20 protein-coding genes and 1 pseudogene are annotated in these 20,427 nt (G+C 73.9%); 4 read left to right on the top strand and 17 right to left on the bottom strand.

Annotated elements, in window-relative coordinates:
• Nucleotides 1–2: 2 nt before the first annotated feature.
• From NP064_RS04510 to sigE, 6 genes are read right to left on the bottom strand one after another with little or no spacing between them, the layout of a single operon-like run.
• Nucleotides 3–662, bottom strand: coding sequence for a 2'-5' RNA ligase family protein (locus NP064_RS04510; protein ID WP_227570855.1), 660 nt, complete (start codon nucleotides 660–662; stop codon nucleotides 3–5).
• Nucleotides 659–1,687 carry a tryptophan--tRNA ligase gene (gene trpS, locus NP064_RS04505; RefSeq protein ID WP_227570856.1) on the bottom strand — a complete coding sequence of 343 codons (1,029 nt, stop codon included), beginning with the start codon at nucleotides 1,685–1,687 and terminating at the stop codon, nucleotides 659–661. The genes NP064_RS04510 and trpS overlap by 4 nt, the downstream gene beginning before the upstream one ends.
• 56 nt (nucleotides 1,688–1,743) lie before the next feature.
• Nucleotides 1,744–2,148: a twin-arginine translocase TatA/TatE family subunit gene (locus NP064_RS04500; protein ID WP_227570857.1), complete on the bottom strand. Its 405-nt coding sequence runs from the start codon at nucleotides 2,146–2,148 to the stop codon at nucleotides 1,744–1,746.
• A 20-nt stretch (nucleotides 2,149–2,168) separates the two neighbouring features.
• The gene (locus tag NP064_RS04495; protein ID WP_227570858.1) at nucleotides 2,169–3,536 is read right to left on the bottom strand and encodes a S1C family serine protease; all 1,368 of its coding nucleotides are present in this window, start codon (nucleotides 3,534–3,536) and stop codon (nucleotides 2,169–2,171) included.
• Nucleotides 3,533–4,534, bottom strand: a complete 1,002-nt coding sequence (locus NP064_RS04490) for an anti-sigma factor family protein (protein ID WP_227570859.1) — start codon at nucleotides 4,532–4,534, stop codon at nucleotides 3,533–3,535. Before NP064_RS04490 ends, NP064_RS04495 begins: the two co-directional genes overlap by 4 nt.
• Nucleotides 4,531–5,145 carry an RNA polymerase sigma factor SigE gene (gene sigE / locus NP064_RS04485; protein ID WP_372456423.1) on the bottom strand — a complete coding sequence of 205 codons (615 nt, stop codon included), beginning with the start codon at nucleotides 5,143–5,145 and terminating at the stop codon, nucleotides 4,531–4,533. Before sigE ends, NP064_RS04490 begins: the two co-directional genes overlap by 4 nt.
• A gap of 176 nt (nucleotides 5,146–5,321) precedes the next feature.
• Between sigE and NP064_RS04480 the strand changes: the two genes are divergently transcribed.
• On the top strand, nucleotides 5,322–5,954 hold the full coding sequence (locus tag NP064_RS04480; protein WP_227570869.1) for an O-methyltransferase: 633 nt from the start codon (nucleotides 5,322–5,324) through the stop codon (nucleotides 5,952–5,954).
• A gap of 77 nt (nucleotides 5,955–6,031) precedes the next feature.
• On the opposite strand, the gene NP064_RS04475 is transcribed toward NP064_RS04480, so the two are convergent.
• The 6 genes from NP064_RS04475 to dapE form a co-directional block, all read right to left on the bottom strand.
• Complete coding sequence (locus tag NP064_RS04475; RefSeq protein ID WP_256813786.1) at nucleotides 6,032–7,591, bottom strand: leucyl aminopeptidase family protein; 1,560 nt, start codon at nucleotides 7,589–7,591, stop codon at nucleotides 6,032–6,034.
• 62 nt (nucleotides 7,592–7,653) lie between these two features.
• Nucleotides 7,654–7,821, bottom strand: a complete 168-nt coding sequence (locus NP064_RS04470; RefSeq protein WP_082812748.1) for a DUF3117 domain-containing protein — start codon at nucleotides 7,819–7,821, stop codon at nucleotides 7,654–7,656.
• Between the two features lie 158 nt (nucleotides 7,822–7,979).
• Complete coding sequence (locus tag NP064_RS04465; protein ID WP_227567715.1) at nucleotides 7,980–9,260, bottom strand: hypothetical protein; 1,281 nt, start codon at nucleotides 9,258–9,260, stop codon at nucleotides 7,980–7,982.
• 53 nt (nucleotides 9,261–9,313) lie between these two features.
• Nucleotides 9,314–10,243: a dihydropteroate synthase gene (gene folP, locus NP064_RS04460; RefSeq protein ID WP_227567716.1), complete on the bottom strand. Its 930-nt coding sequence runs from the start codon at nucleotides 10,241–10,243 to the stop codon at nucleotides 9,314–9,316.
• Nucleotides 10,240–11,064 (bottom strand): LOG family protein, encoded by an 825-nt coding sequence (locus tag NP064_RS04455; protein ID WP_227567717.1) that lies wholly within the window; start codon nucleotides 11,062–11,064, stop codon nucleotides 10,240–10,242. The genes folP and NP064_RS04455 overlap by 4 nt, the downstream gene beginning before the upstream one ends.
• 70 nt (nucleotides 11,065–11,134) lie before the next feature.
• Nucleotides 11,135–12,277: a succinyl-diaminopimelate desuccinylase gene (gene dapE, locus NP064_RS04450; RefSeq protein ID WP_372456329.1), complete on the bottom strand. Its 1,143-nt coding sequence runs from the start codon at nucleotides 12,275–12,277 to the stop codon at nucleotides 11,135–11,137.
• A gap of 38 nt (nucleotides 12,278–12,315) precedes the next feature.
• Between dapE and dapD the strand changes: the two genes are divergently transcribed.
• Entirely contained in the window at nucleotides 12,316–13,263 is a 948-nt protein-coding gene (dapD, locus tag NP064_RS04445) for a 2,3,4,5-tetrahydropyridine-2,6-dicarboxylate N-succinyltransferase (protein WP_227567718.1), read from the top strand.
• Between the two features lie 3 nt (nucleotides 13,264–13,266).
• Entirely contained in the window at nucleotides 13,267–14,181 is a 915-nt protein-coding gene (locus NP064_RS04440; protein WP_227567719.1) for a hypothetical protein, read from the top strand.
• A 2-nt stretch (nucleotides 14,182–14,183) separates the two neighbouring features.
• Here the strand turns inward: NP064_RS04440 and NP064_RS04435 are convergent, their stop codons facing one another.
• The 3 genes from NP064_RS04435 to fdxA all read right to left on the bottom strand — a co-directional run bounded on the left by NP064_RS04435 (nucleotide 14,184) and on the right by fdxA (nucleotide 17,221).
• Complete coding sequence (locus NP064_RS04435; protein ID WP_227567720.1) at nucleotides 14,184–15,482, bottom strand: citrate synthase; 1,299 nt, start codon at nucleotides 15,480–15,482, stop codon at nucleotides 14,184–14,186.
• 247 nt (nucleotides 15,483–15,729) lie between these two features.
• Entirely contained in the window at nucleotides 15,730–16,890 is a 1,161-nt protein-coding gene (gene dapC / locus NP064_RS04430) for a succinyldiaminopimelate transaminase (protein WP_227567721.1), read from the bottom strand.
• 4 nt (nucleotides 16,891–16,894) lie between these two features.
• Complete coding sequence (gene fdxA / locus NP064_RS04425) at nucleotides 16,895–17,221, bottom strand: ferredoxin (protein WP_066584786.1); 327 nt, start codon at nucleotides 17,219–17,221, stop codon at nucleotides 16,895–16,897.
• Nucleotides 17,222–17,356: 135 nt separating this feature from the next.
• Between fdxA and NP064_RS04420 the strand changes: the two genes are divergently transcribed.
• The gene (locus NP064_RS04420) at nucleotides 17,357–17,602 is read left to right on the top strand and encodes a putative acetyltransferase (RefSeq protein ID WP_227567722.1); all 246 of its coding nucleotides are present in this window, start codon (nucleotides 17,357–17,359) and stop codon (nucleotides 17,600–17,602) included.
• Between the two features lie 37 nt (nucleotides 17,603–17,639).
• Here NP064_RS04420 and NP064_RS16745 read toward each other — a convergent pair whose 3' ends face one another.
• Nucleotides 17,640–18,566 (bottom strand): VanW family protein, encoded by a 927-nt coding sequence (locus tag NP064_RS16745; RefSeq protein WP_431355874.1) that lies wholly within the window; start codon nucleotides 18,564–18,566, stop codon nucleotides 17,640–17,642.
• An 802-nt stretch (nucleotides 18,567–19,368) separates the two neighbouring features.
• Nucleotides 19,369–19,989: pseudogene (locus NP064_RS16740) on the bottom strand (pentapeptide repeat-containing protein); the annotation flags it as partial.
• Between the last annotated feature and the right edge of the window lie 438 nt (nucleotides 19,990–20,427).

The following is a 20,427-nucleotide window of genomic DNA, read 5'->3' as shown; positions in this document are numbered from 1 at the left end:
CCCTAGGAGTCGAGCGCCCGCGAGGCATCCTGGGCTGCGTCGCCCGTCGGGGTCCGGGGGCAGGGCGGCGACGTGGCCGTGCTGCCCGCCCGGCGTGCCGGGGCCCCGGATCCCGACGACACCGCCCCCGTCAGCGGGTACTCGCGCACCGGGCGCCAGACCTCGTCGTCGCAGTGCTCGTAGGAATGGAACGCGCTCACCACGAACGTCGCCTCGAAGTCGACCAGCTCCTCGAACGCGCGGTCGAGATCGGGCTCCGGCACCTCGTGGGCCACCGTGACATGCGGGTGGTAGTAGAAGTTGAGGCTCTGCTCCAGGGGGCCGGTGCGGACCTCCCGCTCGAGCGCCTCGCAGCTGGCGATGCCGTCCACCACCTGAACGAACACCACGGGCGACACCGGGCGGAACGTGCCCGTCCCCCGCAGGTGCACCACGAACGGCCGGTGGCGGGAGGCCGCCGCCGTGAGGTGCCGCTCGACCTCCTCGAGGTCGGAGGGCTCGAGCACCGTGGGCCCGAGCAGCGTGATGTGCGGCGGGATGAACGGCGCCGCGGGATCGCCGAAGCGCCCGCGGGCGGCCTGCAGCAGCGGCCCGTACGGCTCGGGGATGGTGATGGCCACCCCGATCCGCAGCTGGTCGCCCTGCCGGGCCGGCAACCTCATGCCCGGCCTCGCCGCGGCAGCAGGCCCATCCGGTCGTAGACCCGGTCGAGCATGCCCGACGCTAGCTCCTGCGCCCGTTCGGCCCCGTCGGCCAGGACGTCGTCCAGCGACGCCGGGTCGGCGAGGTAGCCGTGCACCCGCTCCTGGAACGGCGTGAGGAAGTCCACCACGACGTCCGCCAGGTCCTTCTTGAGGTCGCCATAGCCCTTGCCCTGGTACTCCGCCTCGATGGCGAGCACGTCGCGGCCGGTCAGCGCGGAGTAGATGGTCAGCAGGTTCGCGATGCCCGGCTTGGCCTCGGGGTCGTACCGGATCTCGCGCTCGGCGTCGGTGACGGCCGAGCGGATGCGCTTCGCCACCACCTTCGGGTCGTCGAGCAGCTCGATGATGCCGTTCGGGCTGGCGGCCGACTTGCTCATCTTCGCGGTGGGCTCTTGCAGGTCGTAGATCTTGGCGGTCGCCTTGACGATGTGCGCCTCCGGAACCACAGCGGTCCCCGCCCCGAACCGGGCGTTGAGACGCTGGGCCAGGTCGCGGGTGAGCTCCAGGTGCTGGCGCTGGTCCTCGCCCACCGGGACGAGCGCGGTGTCGTACAGCAGGATGTCCGCGGCCATGAGGACGGGGTACGTGAACAGCCCGACGGTCGTGCCCTCCTGGCCGTACCGCGTGGACTTGTCCTTGAACTGCGTCATGCGGCTCGCCTCGCCGAACCCCGTCTGGCAGGACAGCAGCCACGCGAGCTCGGAGTGCGCCGCCACGTGCGACTGCACGAACAGGATCGATCGCGCCGGGTCGACGCCCGCGGCGAGGTACTGGGCGGCTGTGCGACGGGTCCGCTCGCGCAGCACCGCCGGGTCGGGGCCAACGGTCAGCGCGTGCAGGTCGACCACGCAGTACAGCGCGTCGTAGGACTCCTGGAGGGCCACCCACTGCGTGAGCGCGCCCAGGTAGTTGCCGAGGTGGAGCGAGTCCGAGGTGGGCTGCATCCCGGAGAAGATGCGCGGACGCTGAGGCGCGGGTGCCATTCGACGAGTCTCTCTTTCAGGACGTGCGGGGGGCGGGGTGCGTGCGTGGCTCCCGGTCAGGTGGCCTCGTCGTCATACGGGGCGGGGGCGCCGTCGGCGGCGACGGGCGGGGCGGGAGCGGGGGTCGACGCCCGCCAGGAGGTGCCGGCGGCGGCCACCGGCGCGGCTGAGGCCCGTGCCCGCTGCGCTGTCGACTGCGCGGGGGCGACGTCGTCGAGCAGGGCCTCGCGCACGATCCGCCGCGGGTCGTAGCGCCGCGGGTCGAGGGCGGCCCAGTCGACGTCCTTCAGGTCGTCGCCCAATTCCGTGTCGACACGCGACTTGGTGTCCTGCACGAAGCCGCGCGCCTGGCGGGCCCATTGGCCGAGCTGCTCCGCGTACTTGGGCAGGCGCTCGGGGCCGATCACCAGGACAGCAACGACCAGCAGGAGGATGAACTCACCGCCGTTGATGTCTAGCACGGGGCCAGGCTACCCGTCGCTCACGAGCCGGAGGACTCGTCGAGCACCACGCGCACGTCGCGCTCGTCGGTCCCGGTGCGCACCCGCAGCACCACCGTGTCCCCGGGAGTCTTCGCGCGGATGGCCACGATGAGCTCGTCGGGGTCGGTGACCGGGCGGCCGTCGATGGCCAGGATGACGTCGCCCTCGCGGATGCCCGCAGCGTCGGCAGGCCCGCGCGGCGTCACCGGGGCGGAGCCGCCCTGCATCTCCGTCGCGACCTGCACCCCCTCGCCGGCGTACCGCTGGTCGAGCAGCACGCCGATGATCGGGTACGTGGCGCGACCGGTCTCGATGAGCTGCTCGGCCGTGCGGCGGGCCTGGTTCGAGGGGATCGCGAAACCGAGCCCGATGCTGCCGCTGGCGCCTCCGAACGAGCCGGGCGGCTGCGCGATCGCCGAGTTCACCCCGATCACCTCGCCCGCGGCGTTCACGAGCGGGCCGCCGGAGTTGCCCGGGTTGATGGCCGCGTCGGTCTGGATGGCGTTGATGAAGGCGGTGTCCGAGTCTGCCCCGCCGGCTGAGACCGGGCGGTTCAGCGCGCTGACGATCCCGGTGGTCACCGTGCCCTCGAGCCCGAGCGGGGCGCCGACGGCGATCACCGGGTCCCCCACCACCGCGAGGTCCGAGTCGCCGAGAGCCAACGGCGCCAGGCCGGTGCGCTCGACCTTCAGCACCGCGAGGTCGTAGTCGGCGGTCTGGCCCACGACGGTGGCGGACTCCTCGGTGCCATCGCCGAACAGCACCACGGTCGTGGCTCCGGCGGCCGTCGCGTCGGCCACCACGTGGTGGTTGGTCAGCACGTAGCCGTCCTGGCGCAGCACGAACCCGGACCCGGTCGCCGTGCCGTTCGGACCGGACACCTGGATGGACACCACGCTGGGCAGCACCGCCGCGGCGATGCCCGCGACGCTGTCCGGCGCCCTGTCCCCCGCGCCGGCGCCCACTGCGACGGGCAGCCCGGCCTCGGCGAGCCGGCCGTCGTCCAAGACCCGGCTGCTGACGACCCCGCCCACGGAGCCCGCGACGAGGGCGAGCACGACGAGGAGGACGACCCAGCCGAGCGGCAGGCCCTTGCGCCCGGGGGCAGTGGGACCCGCGGGGGGCGCGGTGGCCACCGGCGGCGGGCTTCCCCAACCGTCGCCCGGCCACGGGTCACCGAGCGCCTGCGCGGGCGCCCCGACCGGGGCTCCATACAGCTGCCCGCCGTGGGCGGGACCGTACGACGGCGCCGCGAAGGGGTTGGGCGCCTGAGTGGGCGCGGCGAAGGGGTTCGCCTGCGGCGGGCCGAAGGGCGGCTGCTCCTGGCCAGGACTGCCAGACGGGAATGGGCGCTCGGGATTCGTCATCGCTTCTGCAACGCCTGGGTCACGGTGTCCCATCCTCGAATGATCCTGGCCTGCAGGCCGTCGTCGAAACGTCCACCGGGGAATCCGGCCACCACAGAGTGCACCGTCTCCGTGCCGGAGGTGGCCACCACCTCGACGACCAGGTCGTCGGCCTGCCATGCAGCGTGCCAGGGCTGCTCGGAGAGCACGTACAGCGTCCGGTCCCCGAGAACGAGCTGGGTCGTGCCCTCGAGCGCCTGCGTGTCGAGCCGCCCGGGCTGCTCGGTGAGGACCGCCGTCATGCCCGGACCCGCGAGGTCCACCTCGAGCCGCGAGCCGTCAGGGCTGACGTGCGCGTCGGTCACCGTCCATCCCTCCGGGAGCGCCACCGGGCACTTCCAGCCCGCGACGCTCAGGGCGGACCACAGGTCGCCGGCGGAGGGGTCGATCTCGGAGGCCGTCGGGGCCGCGCCGGCAGACGACCCCGGGAGCATCGCGGCGAGCCCCAGGTGGGCGGCGCGCGGCTGGTCCCACGACTCCGCCGAGTCGTGGCCCAGCAGCGCCAGGGCCTGCGCCGGGTGGCTCGACGGGAGCACCGACGGCCTGTCGCCCAGCAGGAACAGCCCTCCGCAGACGAGCCCCACGCACGCGGCCGCGGCGGCCGCCACCCGCACCGGACGGCGGCGCGCAGTCAGGTCCCCGGTCATCGCATGGGGAGCGGTGTACGCGGCTGCCCTCGCGTCGGCGCCCGACGAGCCGGGCTGTGCGAACGGGTCGCGGCGCGGCGTCGGAGGCTCGGCGGGCTGGCAGCCGGCGAGGGAGAGCAGCCGGGCGGTCAGGTCCGGGTTGGGCGGGACGTCGCACGCGGCCGCCAGGGCGCTGCGCGCTGTGCGGGCGGCGCTGAGCTCGGCCGCGCACTCGGGGCAGCCCGCGACGTGGGCCAGGGCCCGCTCCGTGGCCCCGGGCGGGAGCTGGCCGTCGACCAGCGCCGAGATCTTGGTCCCCAGGTGCGCGGTCATCGGGCGACCGCCCTCTCGCCGAGCCCGTCCAGGCCGAGGACCGGCGCGTCGAGGTCGACGCCGCCGTCCTGCCGGGCCGGGTCCCGATGCTCGAGCGCGACCCGCAGCCTGGCCCGTGCGCGATGGATCCGGGAGCGGACCGTGCCGAGCTTGATGCCCAGGGTGACGGCGATCTCCTCGTAGGACAGCCCTTCGATGTCGCACAGCACAACCGCCGCGCGGTACTCGGGGGGCAGCGCGTCGAGCGCCCGCTGCACGTCGTGGTCGAGGTTCTCGTGCTCGTACGCCCGCTCGGGCGAGTGCCGGCCCTCGACGGCGGGGTACCGGTCGGCCTCCTCCCCCATGGCGTCCATCCGGATGCGCTGCTTGCGCCGCATCTGGTCGAGGAAGAGGTTCGTCGTGATCCGGTGCAGCCACCCCTCGAACGTGCCGGGGGTGTACGTCGACAACGAGCGGAACACCCGCACGAAGACCTCCTGGGTGAGGTCCTCCGCGTCGTGCTGGTTGCCGGTGAGGCGGTAGGCGAGCCGGTACACCCGGGCGGAGTGGTCCCGCACGATCTGCTCCCACGACGGCGCCTGCCACGGCTGCTCGGTCACGGGGCTCGTCATCGCGGTCCTCTCCTGCTCGTCGCGGCATGGGTCGTCCACGCGCGCGCCTGCGGGACCCAGTGTCCCAGGCTCGCGCCGAAACGCCGAATGTCGAGGCCCAGATCCCGCTGCCGTGCTGGCCCGGCACTAGGCTGGCGTCCGTATAGCACCACCATCGCGCGCCTCAGGAGGCAGCCATCTCGACTGACAAGGCCCAGAGCTGGGTGTACTCCGAGGGTTACCTCACCGAGGACGACACCGTTCTGCGCGCGCGCGAGCGCGCCGCCCAGCTCGGGTGCACCCCCGTGCTGCCGGGCTCCGGGGCCGTGCTGCGGCTCCTCGCCGCGGCTGCGCAGGCCCGTGCGGTCGTGGAGATCGGCACCGGCGCGGGCGTCAGCTCGCTGTACCTGCTGCGCGGCATGCCCGACGAGGGCGTCCTCACCACGATCGACGTCGAGGTCGAGCATCAGCGGGCCGCGAAGGAGGCCTTCGGCGAGGAGGGCCTGCGCAGCACCCGTACCCGCACGATCTCCGGCAGGGCGCTCGACGTGCTCCCCCGGCTGACCGACGGCGGCTACGACCTGGTGTTCGTCGACGCGGACAAGGAGTCCTACGCGGCATACGTCGAGCAGGCCCTGCGGCTGCTGCGTCCCGGCGGGGTGCTCGCCGTCGACAACGCCCTGTGGCACGACCGCGTCGCGGACCCTGCCCGTCGAGACGAGGTGACCACGATCATCCGCGAGGTCGGCCGCCAGGTGCGGGACGACGTGCGCCTGCTGCCCGCGATGATCCCCAGCGGAGACGGGCTGCTCACCGCGGTCAAGCGCTGACGCCGCGAGGCCGCGCTCGCGGACCGGGGCGGCGCAGCCGATCGCGCCCGAACACCGAGGGGCGACCGAAGGGCCGGTCAGCGCAGCGCGGCCAGGTACCGCAGCAGGAGCCGGGCTCCGTACCCGGTGGCGCCCTCGGTGACCTCGTGCTTGTCCGACGCCGAGCGCGCCGGTCCGGCGATGTCGAGGTGGGCCCAGACTCGGCGCCCGACGAAATCCCGCAGGAACAGCGCCGCGGTGATGGACCCACCGCCGAACTGGGAGCCGTCGATGGGCACGTGGCGCAGGTCCGCGACGTTCGAGCGGACCGCGGGCTGGTAGTCCTCGACGAGGGGCATGTGCCACACCGCCTCGCCCGACTCCTGTGCTGCGGCCTCGAGGGCGGCGACGACACGCGAGTCGGCCGAGTACAGCGCCGCGTGCTGGCGGCCGAGGCCCAGGCTCGCGGCGCCGGTCAGCGTCGCGACGTCGATCAGGACGTCGGGGTCCAGCTCGGCGTCCGCCCAGGCGAGGGCGTCGGCGAGCACCAGGCGCCCCTCGGCGTCAGTGTTCGCGATCTCCACGGTGCGGCCCCCGTACATGCGGAGCACGTCTCCCGGGCGGTAGGACGAGCCACCGAAGTGGTTCTCGGCCAAGGGCAGCACGGCGGTCACGCGGTGCTGGCTCCCGGCGGCGGCGGCCCCCAGCACGGTCGCCAGGGCGACAGCCGCCCCAGCCATGTCGGTCTTCATCGGGACCATCGCCTCGCGAGGCTTGATGGACAGGCCCCCCGTGTCGTACGTGATGCCCTTGCCGACCACGACCACATGACGGCGGCCTCGCGCGGGCGCGTCACCGGAGGGCGTGTAGTCGACCGTGACCAGCCGCGGCGTGGAGGCCGACCCGGACCCGACTGCGAGGATCCCCCCGAAGCCCTCGGCCGCGAGCTCCCGCGGCCCGCGGACCTGGACGGCGAGCCCGGCCTGCTTGGCCAGGCGGGCCGCCTGGTCGGCGAGCCAGGCGGGGTTCTTGGTGCTGGACGGCGTGTTCGCCAGGTCCCGCACGAGCCACGTCGCGGTGGCGTCCCGGACGGCCTCCTCGAGCGCCGTCGCGACGCGCGCTCCATGGCGACCGAGCAGGACGAGCTCCTGCGCGGGCCGCTGGCGTGCCGCCGTCGCCGGCGCCACCGTCGCGGAGGTCGGCGTGGCGTAGGCGGCGAGCAGATATCCCTCGACGAGGGCCCGCACGGCACGGGGTGCGCCGGGGCCGCCCTCGGAGCCGATCGAGGTGACCACGCGGTCGAGCCCGCGGGTGGCGCGGGCGAGGGCCGCGCCGGCCCGGCGCAGCTCGTCGGGCGTGCCTGATCCGACGCCCACGAGGACGACGCGGCTGGGCAGCCCTGCCCATGGCAGGTCTGCCCCACGGCCGATGGGGCGCGGCAGCTGGAGGGTGTAGGCCTCGCCCGCGGCTCCGGTCAGGCGGCCTCGCTCGGCGGCCTCGGCCAGGTCGAGCCCGTAGCGGGCGGCCGCGTCGGCGGTGCCCGCACGGGGCTGGAGGTCGGTCTCGTCGGGCGCGGACGGGGCGACCGGGAGGGCGATCGCGTCGACTCTGGGGTCGGCCAACAGCTCCGTGCTCGCCACCGTTCCGGTGGCGAGCACGACAGCAGGTGGTGTGCGCCCGGGCGCCGTCTCGACGGCCCGGGACTCTCGACGGGCCAACGTCAGCTGACGACCGAGGTCAGCGCCTCACCCAGCTCCTGGGCCTCGGTCGCGTTCAGCTCGACGACCAGCCGGCCGCCGCCCTCGAGAGGAACTCGCATCACGATGCCACGACCCTCCTTGGTCACCTCGAGCGGGCCGTCACCTGTCCTCGGCTTCATCGCGGCCATGCGGGGCTCTCCTTCGCGTCGTTCCTGACCGACCGAACGTCGTCGCGCGCGTGCCGAAGCACGCGCCGCTGCGAGCTGCGGGGCCGGATGTCCGGGATCATTCTAGGTCACCACGCCCCACAGTCGGGCAGGTCAGCGCGCCGGGTGTGCCGAATCGGTCACGGCGGCCATCCTGAGGGTGGCGTCAGCCGCCACATCTGGGCCACCCAGACCACCTGCAGGACGAGCATCAGGACCACCACCGCGACGAGCCAGGCCCGCCGTGCGAGGGCCGGACGGCGCACCACGCCGGCGGTCACCGCGCCCAGCGGGAAGGCCAGCAGCAGGAACCGGGCGAGGCTCGAGCCAGGCTCGATCGCGGCCGCGAGGTAGAGCGGGTACGCCGCTGACCACACGTGCAGCTCGTTGCCCAGGCGCCACGCGGCGGGGACCAGCAGGCAGGCGGCGAGCAGGCCGAAGCCCCCGAGCAGCACCCAGGGCGCCGCCTCCCCGAACCAGAACCGCGACACGTAGCCCCAAGGCTCGAACGGCACGATCTCCCGGACGCCACGCCACGACCCCTGGGTCAACAGGTACCCGTCAGGCTCTCCCGTGGCCCAGCCGCAGATCAGCGGCCACGCCACCCCCGAGACCGCGGCCGTGACCCCCAAGCCGCCCAGGCCCACCAGATCCCGGGCCGTGAGCCGGTCCTCGCCGCGACGGCTCTGGCGCCAGCGCACCAGCGCGTGCACGACGACGACCGCGGCCATGGGCAGCGCCACGGCGCGGGTGAAGCCCAGCGCGAGGACCGCGAGCGCCGCCCAGGCGTAGCGCCGCTCCACGACGAGCAGCAACGAGGTCGCGACGAGGAGCACCGCGAGCGACTCCGTGTACGCCAGCTGCATGACCACAGCCGTCGGGAACACCGAGACGAGCGTGACAGTGGCCAGCGGGAGACCCGGGCGCGCTGCCACAGCGCGCGGCGCCCCGCGCTCCACGAGCCGGCGGATCACGACCGCCGCCCCGGCGCCGAGCGCGAGGGCGAGCAGCGGGGCGATCGTCGGCCAGTCGCCGCCGGTCAGGCGCATCAGGGCCCGCACCAGGTACGGGAACAAGGGGAAGAACGCCCACGGGTTCTGCTGGACGAGCCCGTCCTCGCCTCGCGGCAGCTCGGCGGGGTACCCGGTCTCGGCGATCTGCTGGTACCAGCCGGCGTCCCACATCAGGCCGGTGAACTGCAGGTAGGACGGACTCGCCGGGGTCCAGTAGTTGGCCTCCTGGGTGCGGGCGACGATCAGCAGCACCACGGTGGAGAAGGCCCGCGCGGCCAGGTACACGCCCAGCGCCTGCGCCCAGCCGGGCCAGCGGCGCGGGTCCGCGGTCGGCCGACGGGCAGCCCCCGCGTCGTCCGGCCCGCCAGCAAGGCTGTCGGGACGCTGTGCCGTGAGGTCCGTGCTCATCCAGCTGCTCCGCTCATGCCCGCCCTGGTCCGCTCACGCGATCCCCTGCCCGTTCACGCGAGGCCTCGGACAGCACGAGCCGGCGCGAGGTCGCCTCGGATCGTAGCGACCATGTCGAGCACGCGTCTCGTGGCCAGCACGTCGTGCGCGCGGAACACGCGGGCGCCCAGCCAGGCGGCCACCGAGGTCGCCGCCAGGGTCCCCTCGAGCCGCTCCTCCACCGGCAGGCCGAGCGACTCCCCCACGAAGTCCTTGCGGGAGAACGCCATCAGCGTGGGGTGCCCGAGGGCGACGACGGCCTCGGTGCGCCGGACGAGGTGCAACGAGTGCCACGTGTTCTTGCCGAAGTCGTGCGTCGGGTCGACGAGCACCGAGGCGGGGTCGACCCCCAGGCTGACGGCCCGGGCCGCCGCCGCCCGCAGCGTCGCGACGACGTCGTCGACGACGCCGTCCAGCGGATCGGCGCCGGGGGCGTGGTCCCCGGCGGCGCCGTAGGCCACGCGCAGCGGGTCAGTACGGGGCGCCGCTCCCCCGGTGTGCGAGCACACCACTCCCACGCCGTGCTCGGCCGCGACCTCCACGAGGGCTGGGTCGTGCCCGGCCCACGTGTCATTGATCAGGTCCGCGCCCGCGCGGGCCGCCGCCCTCGCCACCTCGGCGCGCCAGGTGTCGACGCTGACCAACAGGTCCGGGTGGCGGGCGCGCACCCGCTCGACCAGGGGGATCACGCGGGCGATCTCCTCCGCGACGTCCACCCGCGGACCGCGGCCGGCGCGCACCCCGCCGAGGTCGACCAGGTCCGCGCCCTCCTCGGCCGCCCTGGCCACCGCCGCGTCCGCCCCCGAGTCGTCGAACCTGGCCGCGGGATAGAACGAGTCGGGCGTGCGGTTGACCACCGCCATCACGAGCGGGCGCTCAGGCCCGAAGGTGCGACCGCGGAGCCGGAGGTCCGCACCGGCGACCGGCACGCCCGCTCGGGTCACGACACGGCGCTCTCGGAAGCCTCCCGCTCGGCGCGGGTCGCCTCCTCCACGGCTGCCTGCTCGGCGGCGCGCAGCTCGGCGCCGCGCTCGCAGACAATCCGCACGGCCTCGTCGGCGCCGTCCACCAGGTGGATCAGGTCGAGATCGGCGGCCGCGATCATGCCGCGTCCCAGCACCGGCCCGCGCAACCACTCCAGCAGGCCGGACCAGTAGTCGACCCCCACCAGGACGATGGGGAACTCGGTGACCTTGTGCGTCTGCACCAGTGTGAGCGCCTCGAACAGCTCGTCGAAGGTGCCGAACCCGCCCGGGAGCACCACGAACCCCTCGGCGTACTTCACGAACATCGTCTTACGGGCGAAGAAGTAGCGGAAGTTGACCCCCAGGTCGACCCACTGGTTCATGCCCTGCTCGAACGGGAGCTCGATGCCGAGCCCCACCGACAGGCCCCCCGCCTCGCTGGCGCCCTTGTTCGCCGCCTCCATGATGCCGGGCCCACCGCCGGTGATGACCCCGTAGCCGGCCTCGGCGAGCCCACGACCGACGGCCTCGCCGATCAGGTAGTCGGGCGAACCGGCGGGCGTCCGCGCGGAGCCGAAGACGCTGACGGCCGGTCCCACCTCGGCCAGGGCGCCGAAGCCCTCGACGAACTCGCTCTGGATCCGCATCACCCGCCAGGGGTCGCTGTGCAGCCAGCCGGCGCCGTCCGCGCCGGAGAGCAGGCGCTCGTCGGACGTCGTGGCGGGGATCTGGTCGCGTCGCAGCTGGAGCGGGCCCTTGCGGTAGACGGAGCCGTTGGCCCCTCGGTCGTGACTTCTCATGGCCTCGACTCTAGGAGGTCGGGCGGGAGCCTGCGGAGGACTCCGGCGACAGCGCGGCGGCCCGCCCGGGTCAGCCCAGCCAGGCGCCCAAAGCGTCGTAGCAGGCCTGGAGCTGCCATGCGGGGCACCGCTCGTCGTCCTTGTGCGCGAGCAGCGGGTCCCCCGGGCCGAAGTTGACGGCTGGCATCCCGAGCTCGGCGAAGCGGGCGACATCGGTCCATCCGTACTTCGGCGCGGGCACGCCGCCGGTCGTCGCCAGCACCGCCGCGACGAAGTCGGCGGCGGTCGCGTCGTCGAGCCCGGGCCGGGCCCCGGCCGCCGCGTCGGTCACGGTCACGTCGTAGCCGGTGAAGACCTCGCGGACGTGCGCCTCTGCCTCGGCGACCGACCGGGACGGGGCGAAGCGGTAGTTGACGGTGACCGTGCACGCGTCGGGGATGACGTTCGTCGCGACGCCGCCGCGGATGCCCACCGCGTTCAACCCCTCGCGGTAGACCAGGCCATCCACCTCGACAGAGGCGGGCTCGTAGGCCTCCAGGCGCCGGAGCACCTCGCCCGTGGCGTGGATCGCGTTGACGCCGATCCACGCCCGCGCCGAGTGGGCCGCGACGCCGGGGACGCGGACCTCGGCCCGCAGCGTGCCGTTGCAGCCGCCCTCGATCCCGCCCGAGGTCGGCTCGCAGAGCACCGCGAAGTCCCCGGCCAGCCACTCCGGGTGCTCCCGCGCCACACGCCCCAGGCCGCTGAGGTCCGCCGCGACCTCCTCGTGGTCGTAGAAGACCCACGTCACGTCCCGGGCGGGGGCCGCCAGGCGCGCCGCGAGGGCGAGCTGGACGGCCACGCCGCCCTTCATGTCGACGGTGCCGCGCCCCCAGATCTCCGCGTGCAGGCCCTCCCCGATGAGGCGGGTCGGCAGGTTGTCCGCCACGGGCACGGTGTCGATGTGGCCTGCCACGACGACGCGGGCGGGCCGGCCGAGCCGGGTGCGGGCGACCACCGCGTCGCCGTCGCGCAGCACCTCCAGGTGCGGGACCGTCGACAGCGCCGCCTGGATGGCGTCGGCGAGCGGTCGCTCCTGCCCGCTCGGCGAGGCGGCATCGCACAGCGCCCGCGTCAGCGTGACGAGATCGCCGTGCAGGTCAAGGGCGGGGACGACGCCGGCGTCGGGGGCCGCCTGGCTCGGGGTGGACGGGTTGCTCGCGGGCTCGGTCACAAGACGAACCCTAGCGAGGCTCCGTCTAGGCTGAGGAGATGAGCGCGCGCACGGCCTGGGGGTTCGGCCTGTCCACTGTGACCGATGACGACGTCACCCTCGACGTCTGGTACCCGGCCCCGAGCCTGGGCCTGGTCGACGAGGACGCCGCAGCCCCCGAGGAGCTCCTCGCCGCCGAGGGCGCGGATCCGGCGCGCCGGGTCAGCACCCGGGTGGTGCGCACCGTCGTGGACCTCGACGCCCCGCCCGCGGACACCGCCGACGCCTACCTGCGCCTGCACCTGCTGTCCCACCGCCTGGTGCCGCCGCACGGGCAGAACCTGGACGGCATCTTCGCGGTGCTGCCGAACGTCGTCTGGACGGACCGGGGTGCGTGCTCTCCGGAGGGCTTCGAGTCGACGCGCGCCCGGCTGCGCGCCGCGCACGGCGTGCCCGTCACCGTGTACGGCGTCGACAAGTTCCCCCGCATGGTCGACTACGTGCTGCCCCCCGGCGTCCGCATCGCCGACGCCGACCGCGTGCGCCTCGGCGCGTACCTGGCCCCCGGCACCACCGTGATGCACGAGGGCTTCGTGAACTTCAACGCCGGCACGCTCGGCACGTCCATGGTCGAGGGACGCATCTCCGCGGGGGTCACGGTCGGCGACGGCAGCGACATCGGCGGCGGCGCCTCGATCATGGGCACATTGTCCGGTGGGGGCCGCGAGACGGTGTCCATCGGCCGGCGCACCCTGCTGGGCGCCAATGCCGGGCTCGGCATCCCGCTGGGCGACGACTGCGTGGTCGAGGCAGGCCTGTACCTGACGGCCGGGACCAAGCTGGTGCTGGTCGGCGCCGAGGACGGCGCGCCTCCGGTGGTCAAGGCCAGGGAGTTGGCGGGGGCCGACAACATCCTGTTCCGGCGCAACTCGCTGACCGGCGCTGTCGAGGCCGTCGCCCGCACGGGCGCCGGGGTCCGGCTCAACACCGCGCTGCACGCCAACTGATCCATGGCACGGCGGCACCGGCACCGTTGGGGTCAGCGCCTCGCCCGGGGGGTGGGCGCCGCGCTGGTGCTGCTCGCGGTGCTGGCGGCGGGGATCGTTGTCGTGGTGCTGGTGCTCGTGCGGTCCGAGCCCCCCAAGGTCACCGCTGAGCGCTGCGTCGTCCAGATCGACGGCACGTCATGGGTCCTGTCGCCCGAGCAGGCGGGCAACGCGGCCCTGCTGTCCTCCACCGCCATCCGCCGTGGGCTGCCTGCCCGCGCCGTGACCATCGCCATCGCGACCGCGTTGCAGGAGTCCCGCCTGATCAACATCGACTACGGCGACCGGGACTCGGTCGGGCTCTTCCAGCAGAGGCCCTCGCAGGGCTGGGGCGCCGTCGAGCAGATCATGGACCCCGTCTACTCGACGAACGCCTTCTACGACGGGCTGGTCAAGGTGCAGGGCTACGAGCAGCTGCCCATCACCGAGGCCGCCCAGGCGGTGCAGCGCTCCGGGTTCCCGGACGCCTACGCCCAGCACGAGGGCCGCTCCCGGGCGTGGGCGTCGGCCCTCACCGGCTTCTCCCCCGGGGCCCTCACGTGCACGCTGCGCGAGCCCAGCGGGCCGGGCTCGGCGCCGGCCTTCACCGCCCGCGTCGAGCGTGACTACGGCGCCCTCCCGGCCTCCTCGTCCACGGGTGAGGACGGCATCACCACGGTAGTGCTGGACACGACCCCGCTCGCCCACGGCGTGACGGGCGACCAGGAGCGGTTCGCGTGGGCCGTGGCCCAGTGGTCGGTGGCGGTGGCGGCCGAGCAGCAGGTGACCCGGGTGTCTGTCGACGGGGAGACCTGGTCGCGTGACACGGGCGCTTGGGCGCCGGCAGGCCGGGTGCTGCCCGCCGGCGAGGTCAGGGTGACCCTCGCCGGCGACGCCTGAGGTCAGCGGGCGTCAGGGGCCACGTAGTCGCGCACCGTGGCGCCGGTGTAGATCTGGCGCGGGCGCCCGATCTTCGTCTGCGGGTCGTTCATCATCTCGCGCCACTGGGCGATCCAGCCGGGCATCCGCCCCAGGGCGAACAGCGGCGTGAACATCGACTCCGAGAAGCCCATCGCCTTGTAGATCAGACCGGTGTAGAAGTCCACGTTCGGGTAGAGCTTGCGCGAGATGAAGTACTCGTCGCTCAGCGCGATCTCCTCGAGGCTGCGCGCGATGTCGAGCAGCTCGTCGTTCTTGCCGAGGGCCGCGAGCACCGCGTCTGCGCTCTGCTTGACGATCGCCGCGCGAGGGTCGTAGTTCTTGTAGACCCGGTGGCCGAAGCCCATCAGGCGGACGCCGTCCTCCTTGTTCTTGACCCGGGTCATGAAGTCGGTGGCGTCGCCGCCGTTGGCCTGGATCTCGCCGAGCATCTTCAGCACGGCCTCGTTGGCCCCGCCGTGCAGCGGGCCGGAGAGCGCGTTGATGCCGGCCGCGACGGAGGCGTACAGGTTGGCGTGGCTCGAGCCGACGATCCGGACCGTCGACGTGGAGCAGTTCTGCTCGTGGTCGGCGTGCAGGATGAGCAGCTTGTCGAGGGCGTTGACCACCACCGGGTCGGCCTCGTACTGCTGGTACGGCACGGCGAACGTCATCCGCAGGAAGTCCTCGACGTACCCGCGGGAGTAGTCCGGGTACAGCAGCGGCTCGCCGTGTGCGGTGCGGTGCAGGTAGGACGTGATGGTGCGCGTCTTGGCCAGGATGAGCACCGTGGCCAGCTCGACCGTCTCGGGGTCGAACGGGTCGAGGCTCTCCGGGTAGAACGTCGCGAGCGCGTTGATGGCGGAGGACATCACCGCCATGGGGTGCGCGTTGCGGGGGAAGGTCCCCATGAACGTGCGGAAGTCCTCGTGGACGAGCGTGTGGCGGTTGACCCGCTCGACGAACGCCTCGAGCTCGGTGGGCGTCGGCAGCTCGCCGTGCACCAGCAGGTACGCCACCTCGAGGAACGTGGACTTCTCGGCCAGCTGCTCGATGGGGTACCCGCGGTAGCGCAGGATGCCCGCGTCGCCGTCGATGTACGTCACCTGGGACTCGCAGGACGCGGTGTTCATGAACCCCGGGTCCACCGTCACCATCCCGGTGTCGCGCAGCAGCGTGGAGACCACGATGCCGGGGTTCCCATCGCTCGCGGGAACCACGGGAAGCTCAAAGCTCGTGCCGTCCACGGTCAGCTGGACGGGAGATGCACCGGCGTCGGGCATGGCGTTCCTTCCTGCGACGACAGGTAACGCCGGGCGGGCGTGACCGATTCGTCGTTGATCGCGACCGCTCGGGCCGGCTGTTCGACCGTCTTTGGCCAGCCATGACGGTACCTGCGGCGCGCGCGTGCTGACCAATCTCAGAGGGCATTTAGTCCCTGGTGTGAGAACCATCACAGTCGTAGGTCACACTTGCCGCCTGGACGCTTGTGACCTCTCCCGCGCCGTGTCGCGCGCTTGTGGCGGCCGTTCAGCCGGCGACAAGGCGTCGCGCCGCCTCGTCGACCTGCTCGTCGGTCGCGGTGAGGGCGACCCGGACATGGCCCGCCGCCGCTGGCCCGTAGAAGGCTCCGGGGGCCACCAGGATCCCGCGTTCCGCGAACCCGGAGACCGTCGCCCAACAGTCCTGCGGCAGCCCTTGCGGCCGCGTCCAGAGGTAGAGCCCCGCGTGCGAGCCGTCCACCACGTGCCCCGAGCGCTCCAGGGCGGCTCGCAGCACCTCGCGCCGGCCGCGGTACAGCTCGCGCTGCGCGGCGACGTGCTCGTCGTCCCGCAGCGCGACCGTCATCGCCGCCTGCACGGGCGCGGGGACGATCATCCCTGCGTGCTTGCGGAGCTCGAGCAACCGGCCCACCAGAACCGGGTCCCCAGCCGCGAACGCCGCGCGGTACCCGGCCAGGTTCGACTGCTTGGACAGCGAGTACACCGCCAGCAGGCCCGTCAGGTCACCGCCCGCGATGCGCGGGTCCAGGATGCTCGGCACGCCCTCGGAGGCCCACGGCTCATCCCACGCGAGCTCGGCGTAGCACTCGTCCGAGGCGATCACGACCGGCTTGCCCGTGCGGTCCTGAGCGGCCCGGGCAGCGGAGACGACCGCTGCCAGCTCCTCGATACCGAGCACCCGGCCGTCCGGGTTGCCGGGCGAGTTCAGCCACACCAGGCGCACGTCGTCGGCGCCGGGGGCCCCGGGAGCGAGCCGCTCCACGACGTCGTCCGCCGCGACCGGCCGCGCGCCCGCCAAACGGGCCCCCAGGTCGTACGTGGGGTACGCGGTGGCCGGGTGCAGCACCACGTCGCCGCCGCCCAGGCCGAGCAGCGCCGGGAGCCAGGCGACGAGCTCCTTCGAGCCGATCGTCGGCAGCACCCCCGCGGGATCCAGGCCGGGGACCGCCCTCCGCCGGGCGAACCAGTCGACGACGGCGCCCCGGAGCTCGGGGGCGCCATGCGTCGTCGGGTAGCCGGGGGCGTCCGAGGCAGCCGCCAACGCGTCGCGCACGAGCTTCGGCGTCGGGTCGACCGGGGTGCCGACCGAGAGGTCGACGATGCCCCCGGGGTGCGCGCGGGCGGTGGCGGCGTACGGGCCGAGGGCATCCCAGGGGAAGTCCGGCAGCGCGCCGGTGGCCAGGCCCATCGAGTCAGTCCGTGTGGATCTGGAGCGGCAGCGTCGCGATGATCGGGTGGTCCTTGTCGATCTCGCCCATCTTGGCGGCGCCACCTGGCGAGCCGAGGTCGTCGAAGAACTCGACGTTCGCCTTGTAGTACTCCGACCACTGCTCGGGGACGTCGTCCTCGTAGTAGATGGCCTCCACCGGGCACACCGGCTCGCACGCGCCGCAGTCCACGCACTCGTCGGGGTGGATGTACAGCGACCGCTTGCCCTCGTAGATGCAGTCCACGGGACATTCCTCGATGCACGCCTTGTCCTTGACGTCAACGCAAGGCTGGGCGATCACATACGTCACGGCTGTCCTCCACGGACCGAGCAGGGTCGACGGTTCTGGCGATCATGCGGCGAGCGGCGCCCTGCGCGCCGTCCGACCTAGTATCCCCCAGGTGAGCACCGAGACGAAGTGGCGTCCGCCACGTGGGGCACGACGATGAGCCGCCAGGACCAGCGGGCATGGCGCGCCTGGTCGCCGGGGGTGCGCGTGGTGGTGCGGCGCACCCTCCCCGACGACGACCCGCAGCGGTGGACCGACGTTCTGGGGGACCTGGTCGCCGTCGACGACGAGGGGGTCAGCGTGCTGACCCGCCGCGGCGACACCGTGCGGGTCCCGGCCGGGGAGATCGCGCTCGCGAAGATCGTGCCACCGGCCCCCGCCCGCCGGCCACGCGCGCGATGAGCCCTGGGGCCGGCGGCGTGGGCCGCCGGCCGCCTGGTCACTCCGTGGGCGGCGGCCCGCAGACGATCTTGTTCGCCGCCTTGTAGGTCGTCGTCTTCGACTCGGTGCTCTTGACCTCGCCGTTGAGCGACACCTTGCGGGTCACGGTGACCGAGAAGCCGCCGCTGCCCGCGGACTGCGGCTGGCAGGTCGGCGACGAGCTGTAGCTGACCCCGGCGGGCTTGACGTTCGAGCGCGCGCTGGTCGTCGACTCGACGGTCCAGTACTTCGTGCTCCACGCGGCCACGTTCACGTGCCCGTCCGCGATCCATGCCTGGAGGACGACGCCGTACGGCGTGTTGTTCTTCCACTTCATATCCACAGACGGGGTGTAGAGGGTGGCCTCCCTGCCCTCCGGGTAGCGCGAGATCCACTCGGAGTGCGGCTTGTGCTCCACATCCTCGAACCCGGCCTCGTGGCCGACGTTGAACGTCGTCGTCGCGAGCTGCGACAGCCCTCCACCCATGCCGTCGACGTGCTCGCCGTTGTTGATCACGCCGGCGGCGATGTAGCCGCTGGCGGCGGTGACCGGCCCGACCGTCTCGGCGAGGCTGAAGACCTCGCCCGGGAGCACGACCGTGCCGTTGACGCGCGAGGCGCCCAGGGTGATGTTCTTGGTGCGCTTCGGCTCGGAGTTCAGCGGCGTCCTGAACTGCGCCACGACCTCCTTGACGCCGAGCGCCTCGAGCTTCGCGGTGGACTGCTCCGGGTCGGACGGGACGAGCTCGACCGTGGCGCTGCGCACGTCCGCCACCGCGGCGGCGGCGACGGCGTCGGCGACCGCCTGCGGGTCCAACGTGGTCCCGGGCTCCCCCGGGATGACCTGGGGCGCGCCGTTCACGAACTCGAAGTGCGCGTCCGCGGACTCCGTCAGCAGGTCCGTCGTCTGCTCGAGGACTTCCGCCACGAGCGCGGCCCCGTCCATCTGCAGCGTCAGCGACGAGCCGTCGGGCGCCATCGTCGAGACAGCCGCGAGGGTGTCCGGCGAGAAGTTCACCACCTGGTCCGCGACCTGGAGCGACACCGGCGCCGCCACCACGCGCCGGGCGACGGTCTGCAGCGCCGTGTCCGTCTCCTCCTGCGTGATGTCGGGGGCGACGACCGTCGTGGGCAGCTGGAGCGGGCGGTCCGCGGTGAGCCATCCTGCGCGCAGGACCTCCGCGGCGGCGTCGACGTCGAGGGACAGCCCGTCGACCGCGTCGGTGGCATGGGCGTCGCCGTCCACGAACACGATCGCGCCGTCGACCGGCGCGAGCGCCAACGCGTCGTCCAGGCCCTCGACCGCCGTGTCGAACGCCGACTCGTCGACCGCCGTGACCGGCTGCTTGTCGTCAACCCCCACCAGGTGCTGCCACATCCGCGCGGGCGACAGGTCGACTCCGGTGAGCGAGTCGACGGTGGCCGCGATGTCCAGGGTCAGCCCAGCCGACACCGGGTCGAGCGTCGCGCTCTTCTCGCCCGCGGCGACCGGAACAGCGGAGGTCGACAGGTCGGCCAGGCCGGTCCGCAGCGCGTCCTCGGCCGCGCCCGCGTCCATCCCGCCGATCTCCACACCGGCGACCGTGGCGCCCCGCGGGACCCTGCCCCCGAGCGCGTAGGCGGCCGCCACATAGGCGCCGCCCAGCACCACGGCGACCAAGCTCGACACGAGCAGCACCCTCGGCCACCGCCGCGGCCGCTCCGGTGAGTCGAACTGGTCGAGCGGCGAGGCGGCGGCCGGCGGCTCCTCAGACGCGGAGGTCGCTGCGGCGGCGGAGCCGGCGGCCTGCGGGCGGGACGGCCCGGGGGCCGCCTCGGGCGCCGCGAGGGCTGGCTGGGCGGAGGCGCTGTACGGGGCGGAGGGTGCGGGGGCACGGGTCGACGCCGCCGTTCCCGCGACTGCGGCCGCACCGGCGGCGGTCGCACCGGCGGCGGTCGACGAGCCGGCCTCCGTGGCCTGCGCCTGCGTGGCCTGCGCCTGCGTGGACGGCCAGCCCTGCCAGCCGCCGGCTGCGGCCGGCGCTGCTGGCGCTGCTGGCTCGATGTCCTGGCGGGGCGGCACGACAGAACGGCGCACCGGGGCGGCGCCCGTCGGGGCTGGGGCTGCGGGAGGCAGCACCTGGGTGGCGCCCGCCGCCGCTGCTGCCGCCACGACCGGCGTCGCTGGAGCAGAGGGCGTGACCTGGGTCGGCGCGTCCACGGCGGGCGGCCGCGGGGCATCGGACACGGGACCCGCCACGGGAGCGGAGCCGCCGCCGGTCGGCGCGGCGGAGGTCGGCGCGGCGGAGGTCGGCGCGGCGGAGGTCGGCGCGGCGGAGGTCGGCGCGGCGGAGGTCGGCGCGGCGGAGGTCGGCGCGGCGGAGGTCGGCGCGGCGGAGGTCGGCGCGGCGGAGGTCGGCGCGGCGGAGGTCGGCGTCGCGACGGGCAAGCCGTCGCTCGCCTGTCGCGCCTCCGCAGCGGCGTCCTCGTCAACGGGCCGCGCGTCAGGCGCGTGGCCGTCGGCGGCCCGCTGCTCGTCGTGCGGGACGGCGGGCACGGCGCGGGGGGCCGCTCGGTCCTCGCCCGGCTGCGAGGCGCCGCCCACTGAGGGCTCGGCGTCCGCGGGTCGGGCCACGGGCGCCGCGTCACCAGCCGCGTCCTGGCCAGTGCCAGCCGCGTCGTCCTGTCCGGCCGCGCCGCCCTCACGTGCCGGGAGGTCGTCTGGCGCGTCGCCGACGTTGGCAGTCGCGGCAGCCGGCACAGCCGCTCCGCTCGCCGGCGGGGTCGGCTCCGACGCTGTCGTGGCGCTCGCCGCAGCGGGGCTCTCG

The organism is Cellulomonas chengniuliangii (assembly GCF_024508335.1).
GTDB lineage: Bacteria > Actinomycetota > Actinomycetes > Actinomycetales > Cellulomonadaceae > Cellulomonas_A > Cellulomonas_A chengniuliangii.
The sequence above is the reverse complement of the archived record's forward strand: the minus strand, read 5'-3'. Positions and strand labels throughout refer to the sequence as shown.

Coding starts and splice junctions, on each gene's coding strand:
- NP064_RS04470 (WP_082812748.1), bottom strand. CDS start 7,821: ATGGCCGCGATGAAGCCGAGGACAGGTGACGGCCCGCTCGAGGTGACC.
- trpS (WP_227570856.1), bottom strand. CDS start 1,687: ATGGCACCCGCGCCTCAGCGTCCGCGCATCTTCTCCGGGATGCAGCCC.
- dapD (WP_227567718.1), top strand. CDS start 12,316: ATGAGCGCGCGCACGGCCTGGGGGTTCGGCCTGTCCACTGTGACCGAT.
- sigE (WP_372456423.1), bottom strand. CDS start 5,145: ATGACGAGCCCCGTGACCGAGCAGCCGTGGCAGGCGCCGTCGTGGGAG.
- NP064_RS04490 (WP_227570859.1), bottom strand. CDS start 4,534: ATGACCGCGCACCTGGGGACCAAGATCTCGGCGCTGGTCGACGGCCAG.
- NP064_RS04510 (WP_227570855.1), bottom strand. CDS start 662: ATGAGGTTGCCGGCCCGGCAGGGCGACCAGCTGCGGATCGGGGTGGCC.
- NP064_RS04495 (WP_227570858.1), bottom strand. CDS start 3,536: ATGACGAATCCCGAGCGCCCATTCCCGTCTGGCAGTCCTGGCCAGGAG.
- NP064_RS04455 (WP_227567717.1), bottom strand. CDS start 11,064: ATGAGAAGTCACGACCGAGGGGCCAACGGCTCCGTCTACCGCAAGGGC.
- dapC (WP_227567721.1), bottom strand. CDS start 16,890: ATGGGCCTGGCCACCGGCGCGCTGCCGGACTTCCCCTGGGATGCCCTC.
- NP064_RS04465 (WP_227567715.1), bottom strand. CDS start 9,260: ATGAGCACGGACCTCACGGCACAGCGTCCCGACAGCCTTGCTGGCGGG.
- NP064_RS04440 (WP_227567719.1), top strand. CDS start 13,267: ATGGCACGGCGGCACCGGCACCGTTGGGGTCAGCGCCTCGCCCGGGGG.
- NP064_RS04435 (WP_227567720.1), bottom strand. CDS start 15,482: ATGCCCGACGCCGGTGCATCTCCCGTCCAGCTGACCGTGGACGGCACG.
- NP064_RS16745 (WP_431355874.1), bottom strand. CDS start 18,566: ATGGACGGGGCCGCGCTCGTGGCGGAAGTCCTCGAGCAGACGACGGAC.
- NP064_RS04420 (WP_227567722.1), top strand. CDS start 17,357: ATGAGCCGCCAGGACCAGCGGGCATGGCGCGCCTGGTCGCCGGGGGTG.